Origin of the sequence: Silvimonas terrae, from assembly GCF_014202765.1 — a bacterium.
GTDB lineage: Bacteria > Pseudomonadota > Gammaproteobacteria > Burkholderiales > Chitinibacteraceae > Silvimonas > Silvimonas terrae.
In genome coordinates this window covers 327,251-349,432 of sequence record NZ_JACHHN010000002.1, presented here as the reverse complement: position 1 = coordinate 349,432, position 22,182 = coordinate 327,251, and the positions used below count along the sequence as shown (strand labels likewise).

Sequence of the window (22,182 nt, the reverse complement as noted above, 5' to 3'; positions counted from 1 at the left end):
CCGTCGTGTCGTTCGATCTCTGATGACGTCAAAAGACGGCTTGTTATCTGCAAATGACCGCATATTTACTCCAGTACATCCGGTCCTGAAGTTTTTGCGACTGTCAGAAGCAGCAAATCAGCTTGCCGGCCAGGCTGGCAGGCCCGCATCCTCGTCATCGCGTAGTGAGCAATTAATCACTACACGAGCAAATAATCAAACATCACTTGCGCAATGTCAAGCTTTTGCCCACATTTAGAGCAAATGCCAATGTGACGCACCGATCTTGCCCATGCCAAAACCGGCACGGCGACTGCCCGAGAGAGCCCGAAATGGCTACAATCGGCGGGCATTGTCTGCCAGAGCAAGACGGGCACAACGGAGCAAGTGATGTCTAAACAGCAAGAAAAACTGGATCAGGCCGCGCGGGCCGCGTGGATGTATTACGTCGCCAACAATACCCAGCACGAGATTGCCGATCATCTGGGCATCTCCCGCCAGATGGCACAGCGACTGGTGGCCTATGCGGTAGAACAGGGCCTGGTGCGCGTCAACATCCAGCACGGCATTACCGATTGCCTTGCCCTGGCCGAACAGATGAAGGCCCGCTTTGGCCTGAGCTTGTGCCGTGTGGTGCCCGCCAGTGGCGAATCTGAAGGCCTGCGCCGCATGCTGGCCGTGGCCGGCGCAGAAGTCATGACGCAGTTTTTGCAGTCCGAGACACCCATCGTGGTGAATCTGGGCTCTGGCCGGACGCTCAAGGGCGTGATCGACGAACTGGCAGAGATTGATCGCCCGCAACACCGCATTGTGTCCATGGTGGGTGCGATCGCCACCGATGGTGCCTCCAACCGCTACGACGTGGCGCTGCGCACGGCCGAGAAAACCGGCAGCAAATACTTCATGCTGCCCGCCCCGCTGATTGCAGACAGTGCGGAAGACTGCCGCCAATGGTGCAGCCACCGCGTCTACCGCGTGGTGAGCGAATTATCCGCCCATGCCGATGTGACGTTTATCGGGATTGGTTCAGTCGGCCCGGGCTGCCCGCTGGAAGAAGACGGCTTCTTGAGCAAGGAAGAAATCGGCCAACTGGTATCTGAAGGCGCCGCCGGTGAAATCATTGGTCACGCGGTAAACCACGAAGGCCGGCCGCTCTCCTCACCCATTACCGACCGCGTGACCAGTTTGCAATTGCCCACCGCCACAGATCGCCCGGTGATCGCCTTTGCCGGCGGTGCCAGCAAGCACAGCGCATTGAATGCCACGTTGCGCGGGCGCTGGCTGTCCGGTCTGGTGACGGATGAAGAATCAGCGCGGCAGGCGTTGGCGCTGGTGGATTAACCTATCAGAGATCAGCACGCCCCTGATCTATCGCAGCTTGTAGTGTATAGTTTGGCTATACGCTCGAATGCATGATCAAGCACATCAAGCATAAGGGCTTGCGGCTCTTTTTCGAGACAGGCAAGACCACGGGCATTCAGGCGAACCACGCGCCCAGATTGCGGCGACAGCTAGCCCAACTGGATGCCGCCACCACCCCACAAGACATGAATATGCCTGGCTGGCGGCTTCACCCGCTCACCGAGAATCTGGCCGGCCATTGGGCTGTTTCTGTTTCCGGTAGCTGGCGAATGACCTTTCGCTTTGACGGTAACAATGCCGAACTTGTTGAATATCAGGACTACCACTGATGCCCATCAGAATGCACAACCCTCCCCACCCTGGCGAAACCCTGCGTGAGGATATTTTGCCCACCTTGGGCCTCACCGTCACTCAGGCGGCCAACGAGCTTGGCATTACCCGCGCCGCACTCTCGCGCATACTGCATGGCAGCGCAGGCATTTCTACGGAAATGGCCCTGCGGCTGGAGAGTTGGCTCAACGGCCCAGATGCGGGGCCGAGCGCAGAAAGCTGGTTACGAGCACAAATGAGTTACGACTTATGGCAAACCACAGAGCGCGGCCGTCCCGTTGTAACCCGGGTGCATAGCCTCAATACCTGATGCCTTTTGGCAAAACAAAAAAGCCCGCATCTGCGGGCTTTTTTAATCAGCAACCAACCACCTCAATCCAGCATCAACCCGTCCAGCGACACACCCAGATGCGCTGCCAGTGCTTCCACCACAAAACCGTGGTCATCGCGCTGCGCCAGACCAGAAACAATCACGCTCCCCACGCAGCCCGCACCCTTGATCAACAGCGGAAACGCTCCGCCGTTGGTGGCATAGTCCGCCAGCGGCACGCCAATCTTATCGGTCAGGGTCATGCCAGACTGGCGATTGCCCTGGCCCACAAAGTAAGTGCTGTGGTGATATAACTCGACCACATTACGCTTGCGGCGCACCCAGTCGTCGTTCACCGGTGTCGTACCAGGCATGGAGGCATAGAACAAACGCTGGCCATTCAGGGTGATTTCAATGGTGATCGGCGCTTTGCGGGCCACCGCCATATCCCGCAGGCGACAGCCCAGCTTCCAGGCTTCATCCGTATCAAAACGGTCAAATTGCAGCGCTTGTTCTTGCCGGGCGATGATCGCCAGGTCTTGGGCAAAATCGGTCATGCAGGTCCCTTTTCAAGTGAATGGCAAAGCCCGGGGTTAAACCGTAAACGGCAATTCGCGCTGCATGCTGGCGCTGGTGTGCGCCAGTTCAATCACCGCCATGACCGCCAGCGCTTCCTCACCCGATACCGGGTTGGGTTTGCCCTCCGCAATGGCCGCGGCCACGCCGTTGTAATACGCGCGATAGTCACCCACTTTGGTGACCACGGCAGCGGTTTCTTCAACGTCATTCACGCTGGTGATCAATACACCATCCAGCGGGTCTTTACCCCAATCTGCATCACCCGGCTTGCCACCGGCCTTAAGTTGCGCTTCCTGCGTATCCAGCCCTTGCTTGATAAAACTGCGCTTGTCGCCGTGGATTACAAAGCGCGGGCCGCCTGCGACCAGGGTGCTGCCATGCAGGATCACCCGCAAACCTTCGTAACGCAGGATAACGTGAAAGTAGTCGGTCGCCACTGCTTCATCCCGCATGACGGCCAGATCGGCATAAACCGCTTCCGGGCGGCCGAACAGTTGCAGGGCCTGATCGACCAGATGCGGCCCCAGGTCAAACCACAGACCGTTGCCCAGCCCGGCGGCCTCACGCCAGCGCTGACGCACCACCGGGCGGAACCGGTCAAAGTGCGATTCAAAATGCACCACCCGGCCCAGATCATCATCGGCCAGCAGCTTTTTGACGGTCAGAAAATCCGCATCCCAACGGCGGTTCTGGAATACCGATAACACTTTGCCGACTTCTTTGGCCTGCGCAATCAGGTTACGCGCCTCAGCCAGCGTGGTGGTAAACGGCTTGTCGACCACCACATGTTTGCCGGCAGCCAGTGCTGCCTGCGCCAGCGGAAAATGCTGGTCATTGGGCGCAGCGATCACCACCAGATCAATCTGCGGATCGGCCAGGGCTTCGGCGGCGTGCGCCACCACGTTCACATCGGGGTAGTCCGCATGCACTTTGGCCGGGTCGCTAGAGACCACCGTAGTCAGATGCAAACCAGGGGCCGCCACGATCAGCGGGGCGTGGAAGGTTTTGCCGGCGTAGCCGTAGCCCACCAGTGCGACTTTAAGTCGATTCATGCGGTTTTCTCCGTATTTATAGAAACATGCCCTGCCCCGATCACCTGCAAACCGGCAGGCGCATTCACCCAGCCGGGTGCGCGGTCGGTAAACCAGTGCGTAAAGTGCTGCGCGGGACAGACAAAGAAGGGTTCGCTGCGGCCGGTTTTGCTGTGATCGGCCACCAGTATGGTTTGCGCGCTGGCGGCCAGCATGGCGCGCTTGACCTCGGCGTCCGCAGCGTCGCTGGCTGTCAGGCCCAGTTTTTCATGTACGGCGCAGGCGCCCATGATCGCCCAGTCCGCCCGTAAGGTCTGAATCTGCGTCACAGTTTGCGCACCAGCAAACAAGCGCTGCCGGGCATCCCACAGGCCACCCGCCAGAATCAGCCGGATTTGCGGACGCTGACTGAGCGCATTGGCGATATCCAGCGCATGCGTAATCACAGTCAGCGGCATATCTGGTAACGCTTGCGCCACCGCCAACACACTCTGACCGGCATCGAGCATCAGCGTCTGGCCGGGTTCGATATGGGTCACAACCGCTTGCGCCAGTTGCTGTTTGATTTGTGGCAATACCTGGGCGCGCTGGGCGCGGGCCATGCGCGGCACTTCCAGCGAAACCGCCCCGCCGTGGGTTTTTTGCAAAAAGCCCAACTCATCGAGCGCGCGCAAATCCCGGCGCACGGTATCGTCCGACACTTGCAGACGCTGGGCGAGTTCCAGCACCGTCACCCGGCCTTGTTCGGCCAGGTAATCCAGAATGGTTTGGTGACGTTCTTCGGTAAACATGCGGACATTCTAGCCTCGTCATGCCGAAACTTGCAAATTATTGCGGTTTTTTGCCGAATAACGTTAAAAACCGCAAGATCAACGACACCACAGCAGTTGTACGGCTCCGCCTTGAACGCCAAACAGCACAGCGTTTTGCTCAAAGCGCTGACCCCACATACGGGCCGCAGACTCATCTACACCCAGCACCAACGCAGACGGCTCAGCCGGCCATAGCCCATCGTCACCTTCGCCATAGCCTTCAAAGAAAGTGAATTGCGCCGCTTTCAGGGCATCGAGCAAGTTTTGATGACGTGCCAGGTTTTCATGCTGGCAAAGTACGGCTTGTGATCCGGGGTTACAGGCAGAGATAAACATCCAGCCTTGCATATGGCGTTGGCGCAGCAAGGCATCGAGTTCAGGAGAAGTCTGGCCCACCCGCAATGTCAGACCCAGAGCGGGAATGACATAGCGGGTCGCCATATAGGCGGCGTTGAGCGCCGCCAGGCGGGAATCGGAATCTGGCATGGCCATAACTCCGTTTGGCACAGCAATTACTTGGTGTGGGCGCGGATCAGTTGCAGCATCTGACCAAACACGCGTGGCGTACCGCAGATCACGTCGCCGCTTTGCAGATAGTTTTCGCCACCTTCAATATCGGTGATCAGACCGCCCGCTTCTTGCACCAGCAAGGAACCGGCTGCGATATCGACCGTCTTCAAGCCGAACTCAAAGAAACCATCAAACTGGCCGCAAGCCACGTAGGCCAGATCCAGCGCCGCAGCACCTGGGCGACGCACGCCGGCGGCCTTCTGGGCCATTTCGCGGAAGATATTGAGGTAGGTATCCAGATGCTTGAAATCGGTATACGGGAAGCCCGTGCCGACCAGCGCGTCAGACAGTTCGCGCACCTTGGAAACACGGATACGGCGATCATTCAGGAACGCGCCCACGCCGCGCGTCGCGGTAAAGAGGTCGTTGCGGTTGGGGTCATACACCACAGCCTGCGTCACCACACCCTTGTGCGCCAGGGCAATCGACACCGCATATTGCGGGAAGCCGTGCAGGAAGTTGGTGGTGCCATCAAGCGGATCAATAATCCATTCGTACTCGGAATTGCCGGACTGGCCGGACTCCTCTGCTAGAATGGCGTGCTTGGGGTAGGCTTCCAGAATGGTTTCGATGATGGCCCGTTCAGCGGCGCGATCCACTTCGGACACAAAATCGTTGTGGCCTTTCTTCTCTGGCGTGATCAGATCAAGATTATTGGACGCGCGCTGGATGACGGAAGCGGCACGGCGAGCGGCGCGAACGGCCGTATTGAGCATCGGATGCATGAATTACCCCTGGCAGATTGAAACAGGCTGATTGACAGCGCAACCAGCAATGCCATTTCACAATGGCAATGCGGCCAGCGGCCCATGCATGACGATGTAGATTGTCACTGATCCGGGCAGCGCAGTATGCGTTGCGAATCAGCCTGTAAAGATCGAAAACAAATATAGCCGCTATTGTACTGAATTTCCGGCCCTTTTGTCAGCGCCGACCAAAAAATCTCCTGGTATCGCCTCTCATGACTGATTCACCTGACCTTCCCGCTACTGGCCTGCTTGCCAATCAGACCCTCGCTGCGTTTCGCGTTGTGCTGTGCAATACCTCGCACCCGGGCAATATTGGCTCTACGGCCCGCGCCATGAAAACCATGGGCTTGACGCAACTTTATCTGGTCAACCCGAAAGAATTTCCGTCAGACGTCGCACGTTCCCTCGCCAGCAGCGCGGACGACGTGCTCGATAGCGCGATCGTGGTCAGTTCGCTGGAAGAAGCCCTTGTCGGCACCACCTTGCAAGTGGCCATGACCGCACGCCGCCGCGAACTGGTACAACCCTTGCACACCCCGCGCCAACTGGTGCCGGAACTGCTGGCCGAGGCCACGGCGGGTGGCAACATTGCGCTCGTGTTCGGCAACGAAACCAACGGCATGACCATTGATGAGGTACGGCTATGCAACCGCCTCGTGACCATTCCGACCAATCCGGTGTATTCCAGCCTGAACCTGGCGCAAGCGGTGCAGGTGCTGTGCTACGAATTGCGCGCGGCGCTGCTGGATGACGTGAGTCATCTGGAAGAAAAACGCACCCTTCCCAGCCATGAATACATGGAACTCTTTTACGAGCATCTGGAACGCACGTTGATCACCATTGGTTTCTTGCGCACCCAAAAACCCAAGCGGCTTATGCCGCGCGTGCGCCGGATTGTGCAGCGCGCCCAACTGGATCAGGAAGAAGTCGATATGCTGCGTGGGGTCTTGCGGGCAGCGGTGGAATTTGAACGGGTGGAGCCGCCAGCCAAAGCACCCAAAGAACCACCACAATCTGAATAACAACGGATTAATGAATAAAAAAGGCCGCAATTGCGGCCTTTTTTATTGACGACATTCACCACCTGTCAATTCGTATCAACCCGGGGTTTATTCCAGCGCTGCGTTGATGGCGTGATCAACAGCATGATGCGCTTCATGAATATGGTGCAAAACACGAGCCTGCAATTCAATGGCAGCCGGATCGCTTTCCTGATGAGAAACATCTTGTTCAGCGCGATTCAGTAATTCCAGTGCCTTGTGAAAGCGATCAGTATGTTTCAGACCTGCATCAACCGGCATATGATCGTGAATGTCTTTACCATCATCAATCGCCGCGTGTTTCATTTCGCCAATAGCGGCATCGATTTCTTCCAGCGCTTTGACTTCATCTTTCTGGACCTGATTGCTATCAATGCGATCCAGATAACCACGTGCGTCACGCAGGTCACTCAGCGCGTGCAAATAGTACGGGTTCGGCCCCGGGGTGTCAGCGTGCGCAGCCAAAGGGGCAAACACGGCACCAGCGGCCAGAAGGGTAGCAACAACTCGCATCATTTTGTTCATGATCAGGACTCCTGATTGATTGTTTGTAGACCGATATTGCGGGTAGCAATTGCGGTGGTTTTTATTGTGCGGTTGTGTTTTTTTTGCGAAATCTACTCAGCGCACCAATGCGTGTCAATCGCCCATAACCTTTCGATACAATTGGAGAAACGGTAATAAAAAACGGCCGACAAGCGGCCGTAATTCATTGTTAAAAGTGAAGCCGATCACAAATTGCGTAGCCAATTGTTATTTCAGGTAACGTTCCCCGCCGAAACCGGAAACCGCCATCAAGAAGCGGACAATGCCATAACTGATCCAGGGTTTAATGCGCCAGCCACCAGGCCCACGCAAATGCAAGGGCAACACCACAGGCCGGGCAGACGTCTCGATAGTCTTGCGGATATCCGCAGCCAGCGTGCCGGCAAACTCGGTATCCCGCACAAAAACATTGCCTTCACGCGCCAGCAACAGACTGAACGGGTCAATATTGGACGAACCCACCGTCGCCCATAGCCCATCAATCACCGCCACTTTGGCATGCATATAGCCGCTGACATATTCGTGGATCTCGATACCTGCCTCAATAAATTGCCGGAAAAACGCCCGACTGGCGTACTGCAACAAAGCATGATCCAGCGTTCCTTGCAGCAACAACACCACCTTTACCCCGCGCTGGGCCGCGTCAATCAAGGCGTGCCGAAAACGGTAACCGGGCAAAAAATAAGCGCAGGCCACAATGATTTCGTGCTGTGCCGCGGCGACGGCATCCAGATATTCATGTTCAATGGTGTGGCGGTGGCGCAGATTGTCCCGGATATCGAACCGCGCCAGCGCCCCGCCCGCTTCTTCATAAGGCGGCCGCTCCCGGCGACTGCGGGCCCAGTCTGTTTCTACCTGCACCCACGCCGTATGCCGCCACAGTCGGTCTGCCGCTTCATGCATGGGGGGCACCACCAGCCCGCGTACCTCCACCATATAGTCGTAGCGCGGTTCGGGGCCAGGCTGGCCCGTGTAATCAGACAGGATATTGATGCCACCGGCATAAGCCAGCACACCATCGACCACCACCAGCTTGCGATGCAACCGACGCAAGCGCTGCCGGTTAAACGAAAGGGCTTTGACCTCTGGCCGGAAAAACAACAACCAGACGCCAGCTGCGGCCAGCCGTTCTTTCCACGCATCCGGAAACTTGCGCGCACCAAAGCCATCCAGCTGCATTTTGACTTCCACGCCACGCTGCGCCGCTTTCATCAGCGCCTCGCACACGGCCTCGCCAATCACATCCAGCTCAAACAGATAGCTTTCCAGGAAAATTTCGCGCTCCGCCCGCGCGATGGCGCTTAACAACTCCGGGAAATATTCAGCGCCATTTTTAAGCAGTTTGATGCGGTTACCCGGCAGGTAGCCGTCCATGCTCAACCTCGCCGCAGCACGGTGTACAGCGGCGCGTGATCCGACAAATGCGACCAGGGCTGGCCGCCCAGCACGTCCGCTACCTCAATCCCAAAGCCGCGTACATAAATGCGGTCCAGCGAGAGCACTGGCATGCGCACCGGAAAACTGCGCGCCGGCGAGCCATGCATGGTTTCAAAGGCCTCAATCACATGCAGTTCTGAGCCCAGAATATGGGTTGCTTCCCGACGCCAGTCGTTGAAGTCGCCGGCGATCACCAGCGGCGCATTTTTCGGAACCTCATTCTGGATTTGCTCGACCATCGCCGCCAGTTGCTTGCGACGGTCACGCGCCAGCAGATTCAAATGCACACAGAACGCATGCAAAGGCACATTCCAGCTGGGGATCTCCAGCACGCAATGCAGCAGGCCGCGCTTTTCAAAGCGGTTGAGCGTGATATCGTGATTGCCCCAGCGCGTGATCGGAAAGCGCGACAACACGGCGTTACCGTGGTGCCCCAGCCGGTGGATGGCGTTGCGGCCGTAGGCAAAAGACAGGTCGTTTCCGGCCAGATATTCGTGTTGCGGCGTGGTGGGCCAGTAGTTGAACTGGCGCGCGCGCGAACTGTGTTCGCCCTGGACTTCCTGCAAGAACACCACATCAGGCGCCAGATTGTGCAGCGCGTGGCGCACGTCATGCACCACCAGCCGCCGGTTCAGCGGCGACAAGCCTTTGTGGATGTTGTAGGAGGCGACCTTGATTCTTCTTTCCATATTATTCAATGATTTACGCCATTTTCTCACGCTGGATACAAAACAGGATATTGCACAGCAACAGGAATAATCTGTTAGACATGAATTTCGAACGATGTTCCATAAGTCGGCCACCAGCTTCAAAAATCACCCATGCCGCCGTCCCATCTTCACGGCCCCCTGGTAATCCCATGCCCAAAAACAAATCCATTCGAGCAACCCGACGCTGGAACGGCGCGCCCTCTATACAAGACTATTTCGTATATAACGGAGGTATCCACCCGGCGCTAAATCCGCCATGTGCTTTGCGTTTTGCGATGCTGCCGACATTTTGATCATGCCAGTAAGAATAATTGATATTCAAATCATCCAGTTTCTCGGCACACAATATGCAGCAAGGCTTCGAAACACCAATAATTCCCCACCCTGTTTCCGGCGGATGGACAAGATGGAAATCCGCAATTTGCATTTCCGCATGTTGTTGCTGCGGGCCGCCCCCGCCAATAATCAAAATACTCGAAAATCCATAATCTGCAATAGTATCACCCAGACAAGACAGGATAAGGTTTCTGTTCAGGGTTACTTTTCCACTGCAGGCCACTACCAGCACCGGGCCATAGGGATAAACGGCAACGGTATTCATATCCACCAGATTTTGCCTTACGAAATCGGGGCTGTCTGCCGAATGGCAGATGCTTAATATGGATCTGGCAATTTTATCGAGGTAATTCAGATTTCTGAAATCCATATTTTCATAATGGACCTGGGTCATTATTTTATCGCCGGACTCCAGATGAAACACCAATGCATTGGCATTTTCTTTATGATCTGCGCCTGAATCAAGACCTTGTTTAGGCACATAGGTGTAGTTTCCTTTGGGCATAGCAAATCCTGTTAGAGTCCGGTAATAAAAATACGCATGCAAATGATTCAGGCGACGCCTGAATACGGACACTATAGATCACAAAACCAGCCCGGCAGGCAGGCTTTTGGACTGGTCAGCGGCATCACCGGGGTATGCGACAGACCGCGCGCCTTGCCGCGTACACCGTGTGCGGAGACCTCAGCGCGGCGCTGAACGCTGCCCGGCCAGCGTGCGAATCGCTTCCGCGTTAGAGGGGGAGAACACCATTTCCGCCGCGACTTGCCACTCTACCCAGCGATAGCGGGTGTGCTCGTCGGCCGCCAGGGTGATATCCAGGGCAAACGGTACTTGCAGGCTGAATACGTGTTCGGTGTTGATGGTGACGCCGGGGGCGTAGCGATATCGCCAGACCGGGTAGATTTCGTAGTCGGAACTGTAATGCCAGTCGGCCAGCTCATAACGATTGGTATCCAGACCGGTCTCTTCAAATACTTCGCGGTGGGCAGTGTCAGGCAGCAGTTCTTCGCCTTCACGACTGCCGGTCACAGACTGCCAGCCATCCGCGTAACCCTTGCGTTCCAGCAGCAGGATTTGCAGATCAGGCGTGTGGATGACGACGAGGACAGAGATCGGTTGTTTGTAAGCCATCGGCGCATTATACAATGCGCATCTGTTGCTTCATGGTCGTCTTGTTTATGGATCACTCGCCACTGCCCGATCGGGCCGCTTTTCCGTTGCTGGCTGCCAATCCGGAGCTGGTCTGGCTGGATAACGCCGCCACCACGCAAAAACCCCGTGTGGTGCTGGATGCCGAGCGCCGGTTTTATGAAGAGAGCAACGCCAATGTGCATCGTGGCGGGCACCGGCTGGGTTATGCCGCGACCGAAGCGTATGAGGCGGCGCGACAGACCGTGGCACGCTTCATCAACGCCAATGCGCAAGAGGTTGTGTTTACGCGCGGTGCGACCGAGGCCATCAATCTGGTGGCATATAGCTGGGGCGGTAGTGAACTCAAGGCCGGCGACGAAATCCTGCTTTCTACGCTGGAGCACCACGCCAATATCGTGCCATGGCAGTTGGTGGCCCAGCGTACCGGCGCAGTGATCCGGCCGATTCCGTTGCAGGAAGACGGTCAGATTGATATGACCGCGTTTGCCGACCTGCTGGGCCCACGCACGCGCCTGGTGGCGATCAGTCAGATGTCCAACGCGCTGGGGGTATGCCCACCGCTGGAGCAGATGATTGCCGCCGCCAGGGCCGTGGGCGCATGTGTGTTGGTGGACGGGGCGCAGGGCATTGCCCATCAAGGGGTGGATGTTGCTGCGCTGGGTGCGGATTTTTATGTATTTTCCGGCCACAAAGTATTCGGGCCAACCGGCATTGGTGTGTTGTGGGGCCGTGCCGAATTGCTGGCGCAGATGCCACCGTGGCAAGGCGGCGGCGAAATGATTGAACGGGTGTCATTCGACGGCACCACCTTCGCCCCTGCCCCGCGCCGTTTTGAAGCGGGCACCCCCGCGTTTGCCCAGACCGTGGCACTCGCCGCCGCGCTGGACTGGCTGGCCGGGCAAGACCGTCTGGCCATCGCTCAGCATGAAACCGCGCTGTACCAGCAACTGGCCGATGGCATCACTTATCTGGATGGCGTACGCATTGTCGGTACCGCACCGGGCAAAGGGCCGATTGCCTCTTTGGTCTTTGGCCGGGCGCATCCATACGACGTGGCGCAATTTCTGGATGAGCGCGATATCGCCGTGCGCGTGGGCAACCATTGTGCCGGGCCACTGATGCAATCGCTGGGCCTCAGTCAAGGTACGCTGCGTGTCTCGCTCGCCTTGTACAACACCACGGCGGATATTGACGCCCTGCTGGCTGCATTGGAAGACACGCTGGAGCTATTGCAATGAGTGCCTGGCCCGCGCTGCCAGAGACACTGGCCCTGCCCGCACTGATGGGGCGACTGGCAGCGGCGCACGGCTGGGAAGCCAAAAACCGCTTACTGGTTCAACTGGCGCGTGAATTGCCCCCGATGCCAGATGAATTGAAAACTGATGAACACCGTGTGGCCGGGTGCGAGGCGCAAGTGTGGCTGCTGACCCAGTGGCAAGATGAGCGCCTGCAACTCTGGGCCGACAGTGATTCGCGCATCGTCAAAGGCTTGCTGGCACTGGTCTGTGCGGCCTACGCCGGGCGCAGCGCTGCTGAAGTGGCCAGCTTTGATTTTGGCGGGCTCTTGCAAACCCTGGGGCTACAGCGTTTCTTGTCCAGTTCTCGCGCCAGCGGATTGGCTGCCATGGTGCAGGTGATCCGCAGCGCTTGAGGTGTTAACCCGTCTTGCGGGCACGCAAGAGCAGAAAAGGCGGCCGGCGAGTTTCGTCCACCAACTCGGGCCGGGCTTCCAGTGCCGCGAGCGTCGGCCCGGGTTCCAGCAATCGCTCCAGCACAAACCCGTTTTCCAGCAAGCCATTCACCCAGGTTTGCAGCGTGCGGTGATATTTGATGACTCCCTCGACAAACCAGCGGGTATCACGCGGCCCTTCCGCCAGATAGTGATCCAGCGGCCAGTGCTGTTTTTTGCCCGCCTCATCCTTGATCCAACCCACCGGATTCGCCGTGCACACTGGATGCTCAACCGAGAACACAAAATAGCCACCCGGCTTGAGCACATACCATACCGCCCGAACCGCCGCCGCATAGTCCGCCACGTAATGCAATGCCAGGGACGACACCACCAGATCAAACTTACCCGGCGCGGCCTGGAAAGTTTCGATCTGGCCAAGCTCATAGTGGATGGCCGCGTCGTGCGTCAGCCGACGCGCTTCTGCCAGCATATTGTGTGAGATATCCAGCCCCACCACCGCCGCAGCGCCATGTGCACGCGCATAGCGGGCAAAATCACCGAAACCGCAACCCAGATCCAGCACCGTCAACCCGTTTAGCGTCGGCAACAAAGCATGCAGCGCAGGGATTTCCACCGCACCATTGAGACCGGTATCGTTCTGGCGCAAGGCTTTGTAGCCATCAAAAAAGGCCGGATTGTCGTAGATGTTCTGGGGCATGGTGTTACTCAATGCATCCGCACCGGTGTCATGATCAACAGATCGCCATTGCGATCTTCCGTGATCCAGATCACCCCTTCTTTGTCGATCTTGATATCCGTGGGTGCGCCCATGGGGTGCTTGCCCGGCGCGTCACCCCAGTCGCTGATCAGTTCTTGCGGCTGACCTTGGGGCATGCCGCTGTTATCAAAGCGGATGGCGACAAGCCGGTGGCCGTTGTTGCGGTAGCCGTGCCAGCCCATGATCAGACTGCCGCGCCATGCCGCAAGACCACCTGGCGCATCGTAAAAGGCCATCCCCAATGGTGCAGCATGCCCCGGCAACAACATGACCGGCTTGGCAAACAGCCCGCAATCGGCGTCAGGAAATTCCGGCGCGGCCATATTGTTGTCGTAGCAATACGGCCAGCCGTAGTTGCTGCCTTCGTGGATCAGGTTAAGCTCTTCATGCGGCAGGTTTTCATCGCTTTTCAGTCCCGGCAATTTGCGGTTGATGTAATCACGGCTGTTTTCCGCCTGCCACAACGCGCCAGTCCCCTGGTGGATGGCCAGCGCCATGGAATTGCGTAGCCCCGCTGCATATTGCTTGCCCTGCCATTGGCCGTTTTGCTGGGTGTAACGCCAGATGGAGGCACGCTGCGGGTCGGTCTGCATGTCTTTGCATTGCTGCAATGGGGGCTGACTGGTGTCAATGCGCCCTTCGCAGTTGTCTGTGGCCGAGCCAAAGTTGACGAACAAAGCGCCATCTTTGCCGAACACGAAAACCTTGATCGGATGGCGTCCATCGTCCGGCAGCTGATCAATCACCGTGGTCAGTCTGGGCTGCGCGTCGGTAGGGTTGAAGCGGCTGATGCGGCCCGCCTCGCCCAGATAAACCAGACCATCCGGCCCCAGTTGCAAACCGTGCGGGCGGTCCAGTCCGTTAAGGAGTGTGATGCTGTCAAAACCACCCTGGTGGCGTACCAGCCGCAACAAGCGGCCTTTGTTCTTGCCCCAGCCGCCCATATCGGTCAGCAGCGCAGAGCCATCCGGCATGGGCAGCACGCCGCGCGGCATGCCCAGACCGGTGGCGGCCAGCCCCACACAGAACCCGGGAGCCGTTTTCAGGGCAACGCGTGGCAAACCCTCGCAGGTGCCGTTGATGGCGTACGGTGTACCGGTCGCAGCACTCTGGGCGGATGGCGCAACAAGACAGGCCAGTATGGTGGCGCAAGCCAGTGTTAACTGGCGGATATGAATCGACATCAGATTCCACATGGGGCATGTATCCACAACAACGGAAAGATGACGGACATCCTGACGCAACTGGGCCAGTCATGGCTATAGAAACGGCCAGCCGGGCAAAAAAGGCAATAAAAACCCCGGAGCGGGCTCCGGGTTTTCAGTGCCTGCGGCACGGTGGTTTACAACTGGACTCCGGCTTTCGCCGGAATGCCGAGTCAGGGGTATGCATGCTTTTTCTTGCCCTCACCCCTCAAAACGGGCTGCCGCGCTTTTCCAGTTTGCAGTCGTAACTGAGGATCACCTGACCGTCCTCATCCACACTTTCCAGCTTGACCGAGAACCCCCATAGCCGCGCAATATGCTTGAGGACTTCGTGCACGCTATTGGCCAGCGGCCGGCGCTGGTACTGGTAATGCCGCAGTGTCAGCGAGCGGTCGCCCCGGGTGTTGACGTCATACACCTGAATGTTGGGCTCGCGATACGCCAGGTTGTACTGTGAAGCCAGTTGCGAGCGGATCTCCGCGTAACCCGCGTCGTCGTGAATGGCGGAGACCTTGAGCGTGGCGTTTTCGTCATCATCCAGAATGCTGAAAAAGCGGAAATCCCGGATCAGTTTGGGCGAGAGGTACTGCGCCACAAAGCTTTCATCCTTGAAGTTGCGCATGGCAAAGTCCAGCGTTTTGCACCAGTCAGAGCCCGCCATATCCGGGAACCAGCGTTTGTCTTCTTCGGTCGGGTTCTGGCAGATACGCTGGATATCCCGATACATGGCAAAACCCAGCGCATACGGGTTGATACCATTGAAATACGGACTGTCGACGCCGGGCTGCATCACCACATTGGTGTGACTATGCAGGAACTCGAACATGGCTGAATCAGTGATCAGGCCCTCTTCATACAACTGGTTCATCAGCGTGTAGTGCCAGAACGTCGCCCAGCCCTCGTTCATGACCTGGGTTTGCCGTTGCGGGTAGAAATATTGGGCGATCTTGCGGATGATGCGCACGATCTCGCGCTGCCAGGGCTCCAGCAAGGGCGCAAATTTCTCGATGAAATACAAGAGGTTCTCTTGCGGCTCCTCCGGAAACCGCTTGGGGGCAACGGCCTGTTCTTCTTCAAAGCGGCGCGGCAAAGTGCGCCAGATTTCGTTGATCTGGGATTGCTGGTATTGCTCGCGCTCGGCCTGGCGCGCCAGTTCTTTTTCCAGCGACAGCTTTTGCGGGCGCTTGTAGCGGTCCACACCGTAGTTCATCAGCGCGTGGCAAGAATCCAGCAGTTCTTCCACTTTGTCTTCGCCATACCGCGCTTCGCACTCGGCAATGTAGCGTTTGGCAAACACCAGGTAGTCGATAATGGCATCGGCCTCGGTCCATGTCCGAAACAGATAATTGCCCTTGAAGAACGAGTTATGACCAAAACTGGCATGCGCAATCACCAGCGCCTGCATGGTCATGGTGTTCTCTTCCATCAAATACGCAATGCAGGGATTGGAGTTGATGACAATCTCATACGCCAGCCCCATCATCCCGCGCTGGTAATGCTTATGCGTGGACAAAAACTGTTTACCGAAGCTCCAATGGTTGTACATCACCGGCATACCAACCGAGGCGTAGGCGTCCATCATTTGCTCGGCAGAAATGATCTCCAGCTGGTTCGGATAGGTGTCCAGGCCAAAGTTTTTGGCAATGCGGGTGATTTCTTTGTAATACGTTTCGATCAGCTCGAAGGTCCACTCCGAGCCCAGCGACAAGGGTTTTCTGCGCGGCGGCCGGGCTTCCGGCTCGTCGCTCGTGGTTTTGCGGGTGCGAGTTGTCGTCATGGCGCTCAATCCTCGGGCGGGGTGCCTTTTCAGGCGACCGCTTTTTCCGGGTGTTTGCGAAAGAGGTCACGGAACACGGGCCAGATTTCAGACGCGTCCCTGATGCGACGCATGGCAAATTCCTTGTGCGTCTGGGCCACCATTTCATATTCGTACCAGAGGTTTTGCGGCTCCCCTTCGGTGATTTCCACATAGGCGTAGTACTGCAACAACGGCAGCAGGTTGTTTTGCAGAATCTCGCGGCATTGGGGCGAATCTGAATCCCAGTTATCCCCGTCAGAGGCTTGTGCCACATAGATATTCCAGTCTGAGGACGGATAGCGCGCCTCAATGATCTGGCGCGTCAGCTTGAGCGCACTGGAGACCACCGTGCCGCCGGTGTCGCGGGCATGAAAGAACTCGTCCTCGTTCACTTCGTAGGCTTGAGTGTGGTGGCGGATAAACACCACCTCAATCTTGTCGTAAATGCGGGTGAGGAACAGATACAGCAGGATAAAGAAACGCTTGGCAATATCCTTTTTGTTCTCATCCATGGAGCCAGAGACATCCATCACGCAGAACATGACCGCCTGCGTGGTCGGCAGCGGAATCTTGATGCGGTTGGAATACTTGAGATCAAACGGATCAATAAACGGGATGTTGGCGACGCGCGTTTTCAGCGCATGAATCTGCGCCATGACCGCCTTGATCAAGGGATCATGTTCACTGCGCGTTTCCAGTAGTTTGTCGAGATCTTCCTGCGCTTCATTAAGCTCACGCATGGGCTCGGCCGAGAGCGCAATGCGCCGGCCCAATGCACTGCGCAGGCTGCGTACCACATGAATATTCGTGGGCGTGCCATCGCTGGTGAACCCGGCACGGATGGATTTGAAGGTGATGGTTTGCTGTAACTGCCGCTTGACGAGGTTAGGGAGTTCCAGCTCATCAAAGAAGAAGTTGAGAAACTCCTCCCGCGACAGTTCGAAGACAAAATCGTCTTCCCCGCCGCCGCCCTGACCCGAGCCACCGCTGCCGCCGCCCCCACCGCCTTGCTCGGGGCGATCAATCTGGTCCCCGCGCAAATACTCTTTGTTGCCCGGAAACACGCGCTCCCACACGCCGCCTTGCGCATGCCCCAAGGTCGGTTCGTTGACATCACGCACCGGAATCGAAACCTTTTCCCCTCGTTCAATATCCGTAATCGAGCGGTCTTTGACCGAGCGCGCCACGGCGTCACGAATCTGGCTTTTGAAACGCTTGAGAAAACGCTCTCTGTTGACTGCGGATTTGTTCTTGCCGTTCAAACGCCGGTCTATCAGATGATGCATATAAGTCCCCCGAGCGGGTTACACAGCCGGGCCACCAAAGACCCGCCACTCCGGCTGAGGCGGCGGCCCAAAAGCAGCGACGCGGTGCTGGCAAGGCGCGCGCAGTACCTGTGAGTACGACGAGTTTGCGCGCGGCCGGCCAGGCAACGTAGCCAGCAGCTTTTTGGCTGCCGCCCGGTTACGACGATTTGCGTACGCGCAGATACCACTCGCACAACAGCCGCACCTGTTTGGGGGTGTAGCCCTTGGTCACCATGCGGTTCACAAAGTCCTCGTGCTTTTTCTGGTCTTCCGTACTGGCCTTGGCGTTGAACGAAATCACCGGCAACAATTCTTCGGTGTTGGAGAACATCTTCTTCTCGATCACCGTGCGCAGCTTTTCGTAACTACTCCAGGCCGGGTTCTTGCCGTTATTGCTGGCGCGCGCCCGCAGCACAAAGTTGACGATCTCGTTGCGAAAATCCTTGGGATTGGAAATCCCCGCCGGTTTCTCGATCTTTTCCAGCTCGTTGTTCAGCGAGTTCCGATCAAAGCTCTCGCCGGTATCCGGGTCGCGGTATTCCTGATCCTGAATCCAGTAATCGGCAAATGTCACGTAGCGATCAAAGATGTTCTGGCCGTACTCCGAGTAGCTTTCCAGGTAAGCGGTCTGGATTTCCTTGCCAATGAACTCGACATACTTGGGCGCCAGATATTCTTTGATATACGCGATGTAATGTTGTTCCTGCTCCTGCGGAAATTGCTCGCGCTCAACCTGTTGTTCCAGCACGTATAAAAGGTGAACCGGGTTGGCGGCCACTTCCTGGTGATCAAAATTGAACACGCGTGAGAGGATCTTGAACGCAAAGCGCGTTGACAGGCCGTTCATGCCCTCATCCACCCCGGCAAAATCCCGGTACTCCTGCATGGATTTGGCTTTGGGGTCCACGTCTTTGAGGTTTTCGCCGTCATACACCAGCATTTTGGAAAAGAGGCTGGAGTTCTCCGGCTCTTTGAGGCGGGACAACACGGCAAACTGCGCCATCATCTTGAGCGTGCCCGGTGCGCAAGGCGCCGCAGACAGGGACGAGTTACGCAGGAGTTTGTCGTAAATACGCGTTTCTTCCGACACACGCAGGCAATACGGCACCTTGACGATGTATATCCGGTCAAGAAACGCCTCGTTGTTCTTGTTGTTGCGGAACTGCTTCCATTCAGACTCGTTGGAGTGGGCCAGGATAATCCCCTCAAACGGGATCGCGCCAAAGCCTTCCGTACCCTTGAAATTGCCTTCCTGCGTAGCCGTCAGCAAAGGGTGCAGCACCTTGATCGGCGCTTTGAACATTTCCACAAACTCAAGCAGCCCCTGGTTGGCCAGGCACAGCCCGCCCGAGTAGCTGTACGCATCCGGGTCATCCTGGGCGTATTTTTCCAGCTTGCGGATATCCACCTTGCCCACCAGCGAGGAAATATCCTGGTTGTTCTCATCGCCCGGCTCGGTCTTGGCAATGCCAATCTGCCGCAACACGGACGGATAGCGCTTCACCACGCGGAACTGGTTGATGTCGCCGTTGTACTCGTGCAAGCGCTTGACCGCCCACGGACTGGGAATCGTCTTGAGATACCGGTCGGGAATCCCGTACTGTTCCTTGAGGATTTCGCCATCTTCTTCTGCGTTGAACAGCCCCAGCGGCGACTCATTCACCGGCGAGCCCTTGATGCAATAGAACGGCACGCGCTCCATCAACTCTTTGAGCTTTTCCGCAATGGACGACTTGCCCCCGCCTACCGGCCCCAGCAGATAAAGAATCTGCTTCTTTTCTTCCAGCCCCTGCGCCGCATGCCGGAAGTACGAAACCACCTGCTCGATGACCTCTTCCATGCCGTAAAACTCGCGGAACGCCGGATAAATCCGCATCACCTTGTTCTGGAAAATGCGCGAGGCGCGAGAGTCCAGGCGGGTATCGACCATTTCTGGCTCACCGATCGCCATCAGCATGCGTTCAGCCGCAGTGGCATACACCGACCGATCTTGCCGGCACAGCTCCAGGTATTCCTTCAGGGTGAGTTCTTCTTCGCGGGTGCGCTCGTATCGCGAGGCATAGTGATTGAACACGTCCATGACGCATCTCCAGCTTTGTTGGATGGGATACGGCTGCCACGCGTCGCCAGGTGGGGTTTGAGAGGCAAACAGCAAGGGGCGGCGCTGGACAACGGGAGGGCATCGCGCCCTCTCGCTTACTGTTATAGACGAGGCCGATCGCGGGTGATGGGCGTTTCTCGATATGACGGTTATCTGAATTACTAAATTGATCGTCCGCTTGGCCGATCAAAAACGGAACTGCTTGATCTGACAGGAATTTATCGGCAAAGCGCCGGTAACGTGCGCTTACAAAAAATTTTTTGCGGCGCGGCGTGGGTCAAATGCAACAGTCCGGTGGCCTGGACTTGGGCGTGTTTGCATGACAGCATCATGACGTCGCGCAGGCGCTGCCCTGGCGGGTCGAACACGACGCACGCTGCCAAAAAAGAGGGGTTGCCGCAGCAAGAAACCGGCGCTTAACCCGCGCCCAGTTCCTTGTCGACCATTTGTGCGCTGTAGAACGTCACGCGATTACGACCCGCGCGCTTGGAGGCATACAGTGCCAGATCGGCCTGCGCCTTGACGCGTTCTACCTTGGGCGCGCCGACTTCGTAAGTGGCCACGCCAAGGCTGCCGGTGGCGTTGATGGGTACTTCGTTGTACAGAATGGGCGAACTGGCAATGGACTTGCGAATACGTTCGGCAGCGGCCACCGCGCCTTCCCGTCCGGTCTGCGGCAGCATCAGCAGGAATTCTTCGCCGCCGTAGCGTCCGAACACGTCGGTATCACGCAGTACGTTGCGCACGCGTGCGACAACTTCGCACAGCACCTCATCGCCACCCAGGTGACCGTGCGTATCGTTGATCTGCTTGAAGTGATCCAGGTCCAGCAAGATCACGCTGAAGGTGTCCGCCTGGTAGCGTTCTACCCTGCCGATTTCTTCCAGCAGACGCGCTTCGGTAAAGCGGCGGTTGTACACGCCGGTAAGACCATCGCGGCTGGAGCTTTCCTCCAGCTTGGCCATCGCCTGCTTGAGCATGCTCTGGTACACCGCGACGTCGGTCACGTCATTGACCGTGACGGCGACCGCGCTGACTTCACCATCCGCCTCACGCACCGGCATGAAGGTGCAGTTTTGCTGCATGAAATCAATGCCACCCGTGATCGGGCGGTTATGCCGGAACGGGAACAACCACGGCCGTTGCTCCCAGGAAGTGAACGCAAAATTGTGCAGCATGAATACACTGTCGACTTTCTTGGATAGCCATTTCTGCGGCAAATCCGGGAACAGTTCAAACAGGTTGCGGCCCAAAGCATCCTGGGCACTGATCCCGCTGTGATCCGCCATAAAGCGGTTCCACAGCAAGAGGTTGTATTCGCGGTCTACCGCAAAAATGCCGACGCCGACTTCACTGACGATGAAATTGCGCAATGTCTCCAGCATCAGATGCTTTCCATGAATGCATCAAGCGCCTTCTTCAATTGCGAAATCGATTCTTCCGGCATCAGCGTCAGCAGATGGCAGGTGAAGTCGCGGATTTCCAGCGTGAAGCGCACCTGGATCAACAGCGCGTAATCCCAGGTCAGTTGATCCGGATTGATCAAACGATCAACCTCAGCGTTCTCTGCAATCAGGGTCGGCGGGGAATAAGACAGTGGCGATACCAGCAGGTCGGCAATGCCATTCAAACAGGCCCCAACCAGCACATTGCCGACGTCCAGCAGCAACTCACGCTCGGTCGCAGCGCCGATTTCGTCCTCATAACCCATCAGGTCAGCCAGATTGCGGCAGCCACGCTCGTCATAAATGACCATGGCTTCGCCACGCAAGGTGCCAGAGAACGACTGACGGACGGCGGTCACTGCCAGTTCACGGCCCACCGTTTGGGCGATGGTGCCGGAAATATTGTCGGCATCAGCCAGAGAAATGCCCGGCACCGACAAATGCACAAAACCGCCCATCAACTGCGCCAGTAATGCGCCAGCGCGGCCCATGCCAATGTTGGTGATTTCCTGCAGCGCGTCGCGCTGCTCTTCCGTCAAGGCAATAACAGTCATAACTTGATCCCGTACTCGCGCAGCACAGCCTCAATACTGGCCGGATCGACCGGCTTTTTAACAAAGGCTGCCGCACCGAGCGCCCGTACGCGCTCACGTGCCAGCGTTTGCACATCTGCAGTGACAACGACCACAAAGGAATTCAAGCCTTCCTTTTGCAAGGTTTCCAGCACTGCGTATCCGTCCATGTCTGGCATGGTCAGATCCAGAAACATCACATCAGCCTTGCCACTACGATAAGCGGCAACAGCTTCGTTGCCATTACAAGCCTGGGTGATTTGAACATCCCAGGTGGGCGGCAAGGCTTTGATCAGCATCTTGCGCGCTATGGATGAATCGTCGACGACAAGTATCGGCGTGGGCATGCTCTGTTCC

The 22,182-nt window shown here is 57.2% G+C and carries 25 protein-coding genes; 6 read left to right on the top strand and 19 right to left on the bottom strand.

What is annotated here, in order from left to right; genetic code table 11:
* The first annotated feature begins 369 nt into the window (after positions 1-369).
* The 3 genes from HNQ50_RS05825 to HNQ50_RS05815 all read left to right on the top strand — a co-directional run bounded on the left by HNQ50_RS05825 (position 370) and on the right by HNQ50_RS05815 (position 1,981).
* The gene (locus HNQ50_RS05825; protein WP_184098533.1) at positions 370-1,320 is read left to right on the top strand and encodes a sugar-binding transcriptional regulator; all 951 of its coding nucleotides are present in this window, start codon (positions 370-372) and stop codon (positions 1,318-1,320) included.
* Between the two features lie 71 nt (positions 1,321-1,391).
* Positions 1,392-1,670 (top strand): type II toxin-antitoxin system RelE/ParE family toxin, encoded by a 279-nt coding sequence (locus HNQ50_RS05820; RefSeq protein WP_184098531.1) that lies wholly within the window; start codon positions 1,392-1,394, stop codon positions 1,668-1,670.
* The gene (locus HNQ50_RS05815) at positions 1,670-1,981 is read left to right on the top strand and encodes a HigA family addiction module antitoxin (protein ID WP_184098529.1); all 312 of its coding nucleotides are present in this window, start codon (positions 1,670-1,672) and stop codon (positions 1,979-1,981) included. Before HNQ50_RS05820 ends, HNQ50_RS05815 begins: the two co-directional genes overlap by 1 nt.
* Before the next feature lie 62 nt (positions 1,982-2,043).
* Here HNQ50_RS05815 and HNQ50_RS05810 read toward each other — a convergent pair whose 3' ends face one another.
* From HNQ50_RS05810 to HNQ50_RS05790, 5 genes are all read right to left on the bottom strand, one after another.
* Positions 2,044-2,538 (bottom strand): heme-degrading domain-containing protein, encoded by a 495-nt coding sequence (locus tag HNQ50_RS05810; protein WP_184098527.1) that lies wholly within the window; start codon positions 2,536-2,538, stop codon positions 2,044-2,046.
* Positions 2,539-2,574: 36 nt separating this feature from the next.
* The gene (locus HNQ50_RS05805; protein WP_184098525.1) at positions 2,575-3,612 is read right to left on the bottom strand and encodes an oxidoreductase; all 1,038 of its coding nucleotides are present in this window, start codon (positions 3,610-3,612) and stop codon (positions 2,575-2,577) included.
* Positions 3,609-4,382, bottom strand: coding sequence for a DeoR/GlpR family DNA-binding transcription regulator (locus HNQ50_RS05800; protein ID WP_184098523.1), 774 nt, complete (start codon positions 4,380-4,382; stop codon positions 3,609-3,611). Before HNQ50_RS05800 ends, HNQ50_RS05805 begins: the two co-directional genes overlap by 4 nt.
* 78 nt (positions 4,383-4,460) lie before the next feature.
* Positions 4,461-4,889, bottom strand: coding sequence for a DUF3293 domain-containing protein (locus HNQ50_RS05795; RefSeq protein WP_184098521.1), 429 nt, complete (start codon positions 4,887-4,889; stop codon positions 4,461-4,463).
* A 26-nt stretch (positions 4,890-4,915) separates the two neighbouring features.
* Positions 4,916-5,698 carry an inositol monophosphatase family protein gene (locus HNQ50_RS05790; protein WP_184098519.1) on the bottom strand — a complete coding sequence of 261 codons (783 nt, stop codon included), beginning with the start codon at positions 5,696-5,698 and terminating at the stop codon, positions 4,916-4,918.
* Positions 5,699-5,934: 236 nt separating this feature from the next.
* On the opposite strand from HNQ50_RS05790, the gene HNQ50_RS05785 reads away from it, so the two are divergent.
* Positions 5,935-6,744 (top strand): RNA methyltransferase, encoded by an 810-nt coding sequence (locus HNQ50_RS05785; RefSeq protein WP_184098517.1) that lies wholly within the window; start codon positions 5,935-5,937, stop codon positions 6,742-6,744.
* An 87-nt stretch (positions 6,745-6,831) separates the two neighbouring features.
* Here HNQ50_RS05785 and HNQ50_RS05780 read toward each other — a convergent pair whose 3' ends face one another.
* The 6 genes from HNQ50_RS05780 to nudB form a co-directional block, all read right to left on the bottom strand.
* Positions 6,832-7,287, bottom strand: a complete 456-nt coding sequence (locus HNQ50_RS05780; protein WP_184098515.1) for a hypothetical protein — start codon at positions 7,285-7,287, stop codon at positions 6,832-6,834.
* Between the two features lie 228 nt (positions 7,288-7,515).
* A complete protein-coding gene (clsB, locus tag HNQ50_RS05775) occupies positions 7,516-8,682 on the bottom strand; it encodes a cardiolipin synthase ClsB (RefSeq protein WP_184098513.1) in 1,167 nt (388 codons plus the stop codon).
* A 2-nt stretch (positions 8,683-8,684) separates the two neighbouring features.
* Positions 8,685-9,434, bottom strand: coding sequence for an endonuclease/exonuclease/phosphatase family protein (locus HNQ50_RS05770; RefSeq protein ID WP_184098511.1), 750 nt, complete (start codon positions 9,432-9,434; stop codon positions 8,685-8,687).
* Positions 9,435-9,447: 13 nt separating this feature from the next.
* The gene (locus HNQ50_RS05765; RefSeq protein WP_184098509.1) at positions 9,448-9,624 is read right to left on the bottom strand and encodes a hypothetical protein; all 177 of its coding nucleotides are present in this window, start codon (positions 9,622-9,624) and stop codon (positions 9,448-9,450) included.
* A gap of 42 nt (positions 9,625-9,666) precedes the next feature.
* Positions 9,667-10,296, bottom strand: coding sequence for a nucleic acid/nucleotide deaminase domain-containing protein (locus HNQ50_RS05760; protein ID WP_184098507.1), 630 nt, complete (start codon positions 10,294-10,296; stop codon positions 9,667-9,669).
* A gap of 180 nt (positions 10,297-10,476) precedes the next feature.
* Positions 10,477-10,926, bottom strand: coding sequence for a dihydroneopterin triphosphate diphosphatase (gene nudB / locus HNQ50_RS05755; RefSeq protein WP_184098505.1), 450 nt, complete (start codon positions 10,924-10,926; stop codon positions 10,477-10,479).
* A gap of 14 nt (positions 10,927-10,940) precedes the next feature.
* Between nudB and HNQ50_RS05750 the strand changes: the two genes are divergently transcribed.
* Together HNQ50_RS05750 and HNQ50_RS05745 are read left to right on the top strand one after the other, a co-directional pair.
* On the top strand, positions 10,941-12,185 hold the full coding sequence (locus HNQ50_RS05750) for an aminotransferase class V-fold PLP-dependent enzyme (protein WP_246428599.1): 1,245 nt from the start codon (positions 10,941-10,943) through the stop codon (positions 12,183-12,185).
* Positions 12,182-12,598 carry a SufE family protein gene (locus HNQ50_RS05745; protein WP_184098503.1) on the top strand — a complete coding sequence of 139 codons (417 nt, stop codon included), beginning with the start codon at positions 12,182-12,184 and terminating at the stop codon, positions 12,596-12,598. The genes HNQ50_RS05750 and HNQ50_RS05745 overlap by 4 nt, the downstream gene beginning before the upstream one ends.
* Before the next feature lie 4 nt (positions 12,599-12,602).
* Here the strand turns inward: HNQ50_RS05745 and HNQ50_RS05740 are convergent, their stop codons facing one another.
* From HNQ50_RS05740 to HNQ50_RS05705, 8 genes are all read right to left on the bottom strand, one after another.
* Positions 12,603-13,337, bottom strand: coding sequence for a class I SAM-dependent methyltransferase (locus HNQ50_RS05740; RefSeq protein ID WP_184098501.1), 735 nt, complete (start codon positions 13,335-13,337; stop codon positions 12,603-12,605).
* Between the two features lie 8 nt (positions 13,338-13,345).
* On the bottom strand, positions 13,346-14,593 hold the full coding sequence (locus HNQ50_RS05735) for a PQQ-dependent sugar dehydrogenase (RefSeq protein WP_184098499.1): 1,248 nt from the start codon (positions 14,591-14,593) through the stop codon (positions 13,346-13,348).
* 217 nt (positions 14,594-14,810) lie between these two features.
* Entirely contained in the window at positions 14,811-16,379 is a 1,569-nt protein-coding gene (locus tag HNQ50_RS05730) for a SpoVR family protein (RefSeq protein ID WP_184098497.1), read from the bottom strand.
* Between the two features lie 29 nt (positions 16,380-16,408).
* Positions 16,409-17,686: a YeaH/YhbH family protein gene (locus HNQ50_RS05725; RefSeq protein ID WP_184098495.1), complete on the bottom strand. Its 1,278-nt coding sequence runs from the start codon at positions 17,684-17,686 to the stop codon at positions 16,409-16,411.
* A gap of 178 nt (positions 17,687-17,864) precedes the next feature.
* Entirely contained in the window at positions 17,865-19,787 is a 1,923-nt protein-coding gene (locus HNQ50_RS05720) for a PrkA family serine protein kinase (RefSeq protein WP_184098493.1), read from the bottom strand.
* A gap of 437 nt (positions 19,788-20,224) precedes the next feature.
* The gene (locus tag HNQ50_RS05715) at positions 20,225-21,193 is read right to left on the bottom strand and encodes a sensor domain-containing diguanylate cyclase (RefSeq protein WP_184098490.1); all 969 of its coding nucleotides are present in this window, start codon (positions 21,191-21,193) and stop codon (positions 20,225-20,227) included.
* Positions 21,193-21,807 carry a hypothetical protein gene (locus HNQ50_RS05710; RefSeq protein WP_184098488.1) on the bottom strand — a complete coding sequence of 205 codons (615 nt, stop codon included), beginning with the start codon at positions 21,805-21,807 and terminating at the stop codon, positions 21,193-21,195. The genes HNQ50_RS05715 and HNQ50_RS05710 overlap by 1 nt, the downstream gene beginning before the upstream one ends.
* The gene (locus tag HNQ50_RS05705; protein ID WP_184098486.1) at positions 21,804-22,172 is read right to left on the bottom strand and encodes a response regulator; all 369 of its coding nucleotides are present in this window, start codon (positions 22,170-22,172) and stop codon (positions 21,804-21,806) included. The genes HNQ50_RS05710 and HNQ50_RS05705 overlap by 4 nt, the downstream gene beginning before the upstream one ends.
* Between the last annotated feature and the right edge of the window lie 10 nt (positions 22,173-22,182).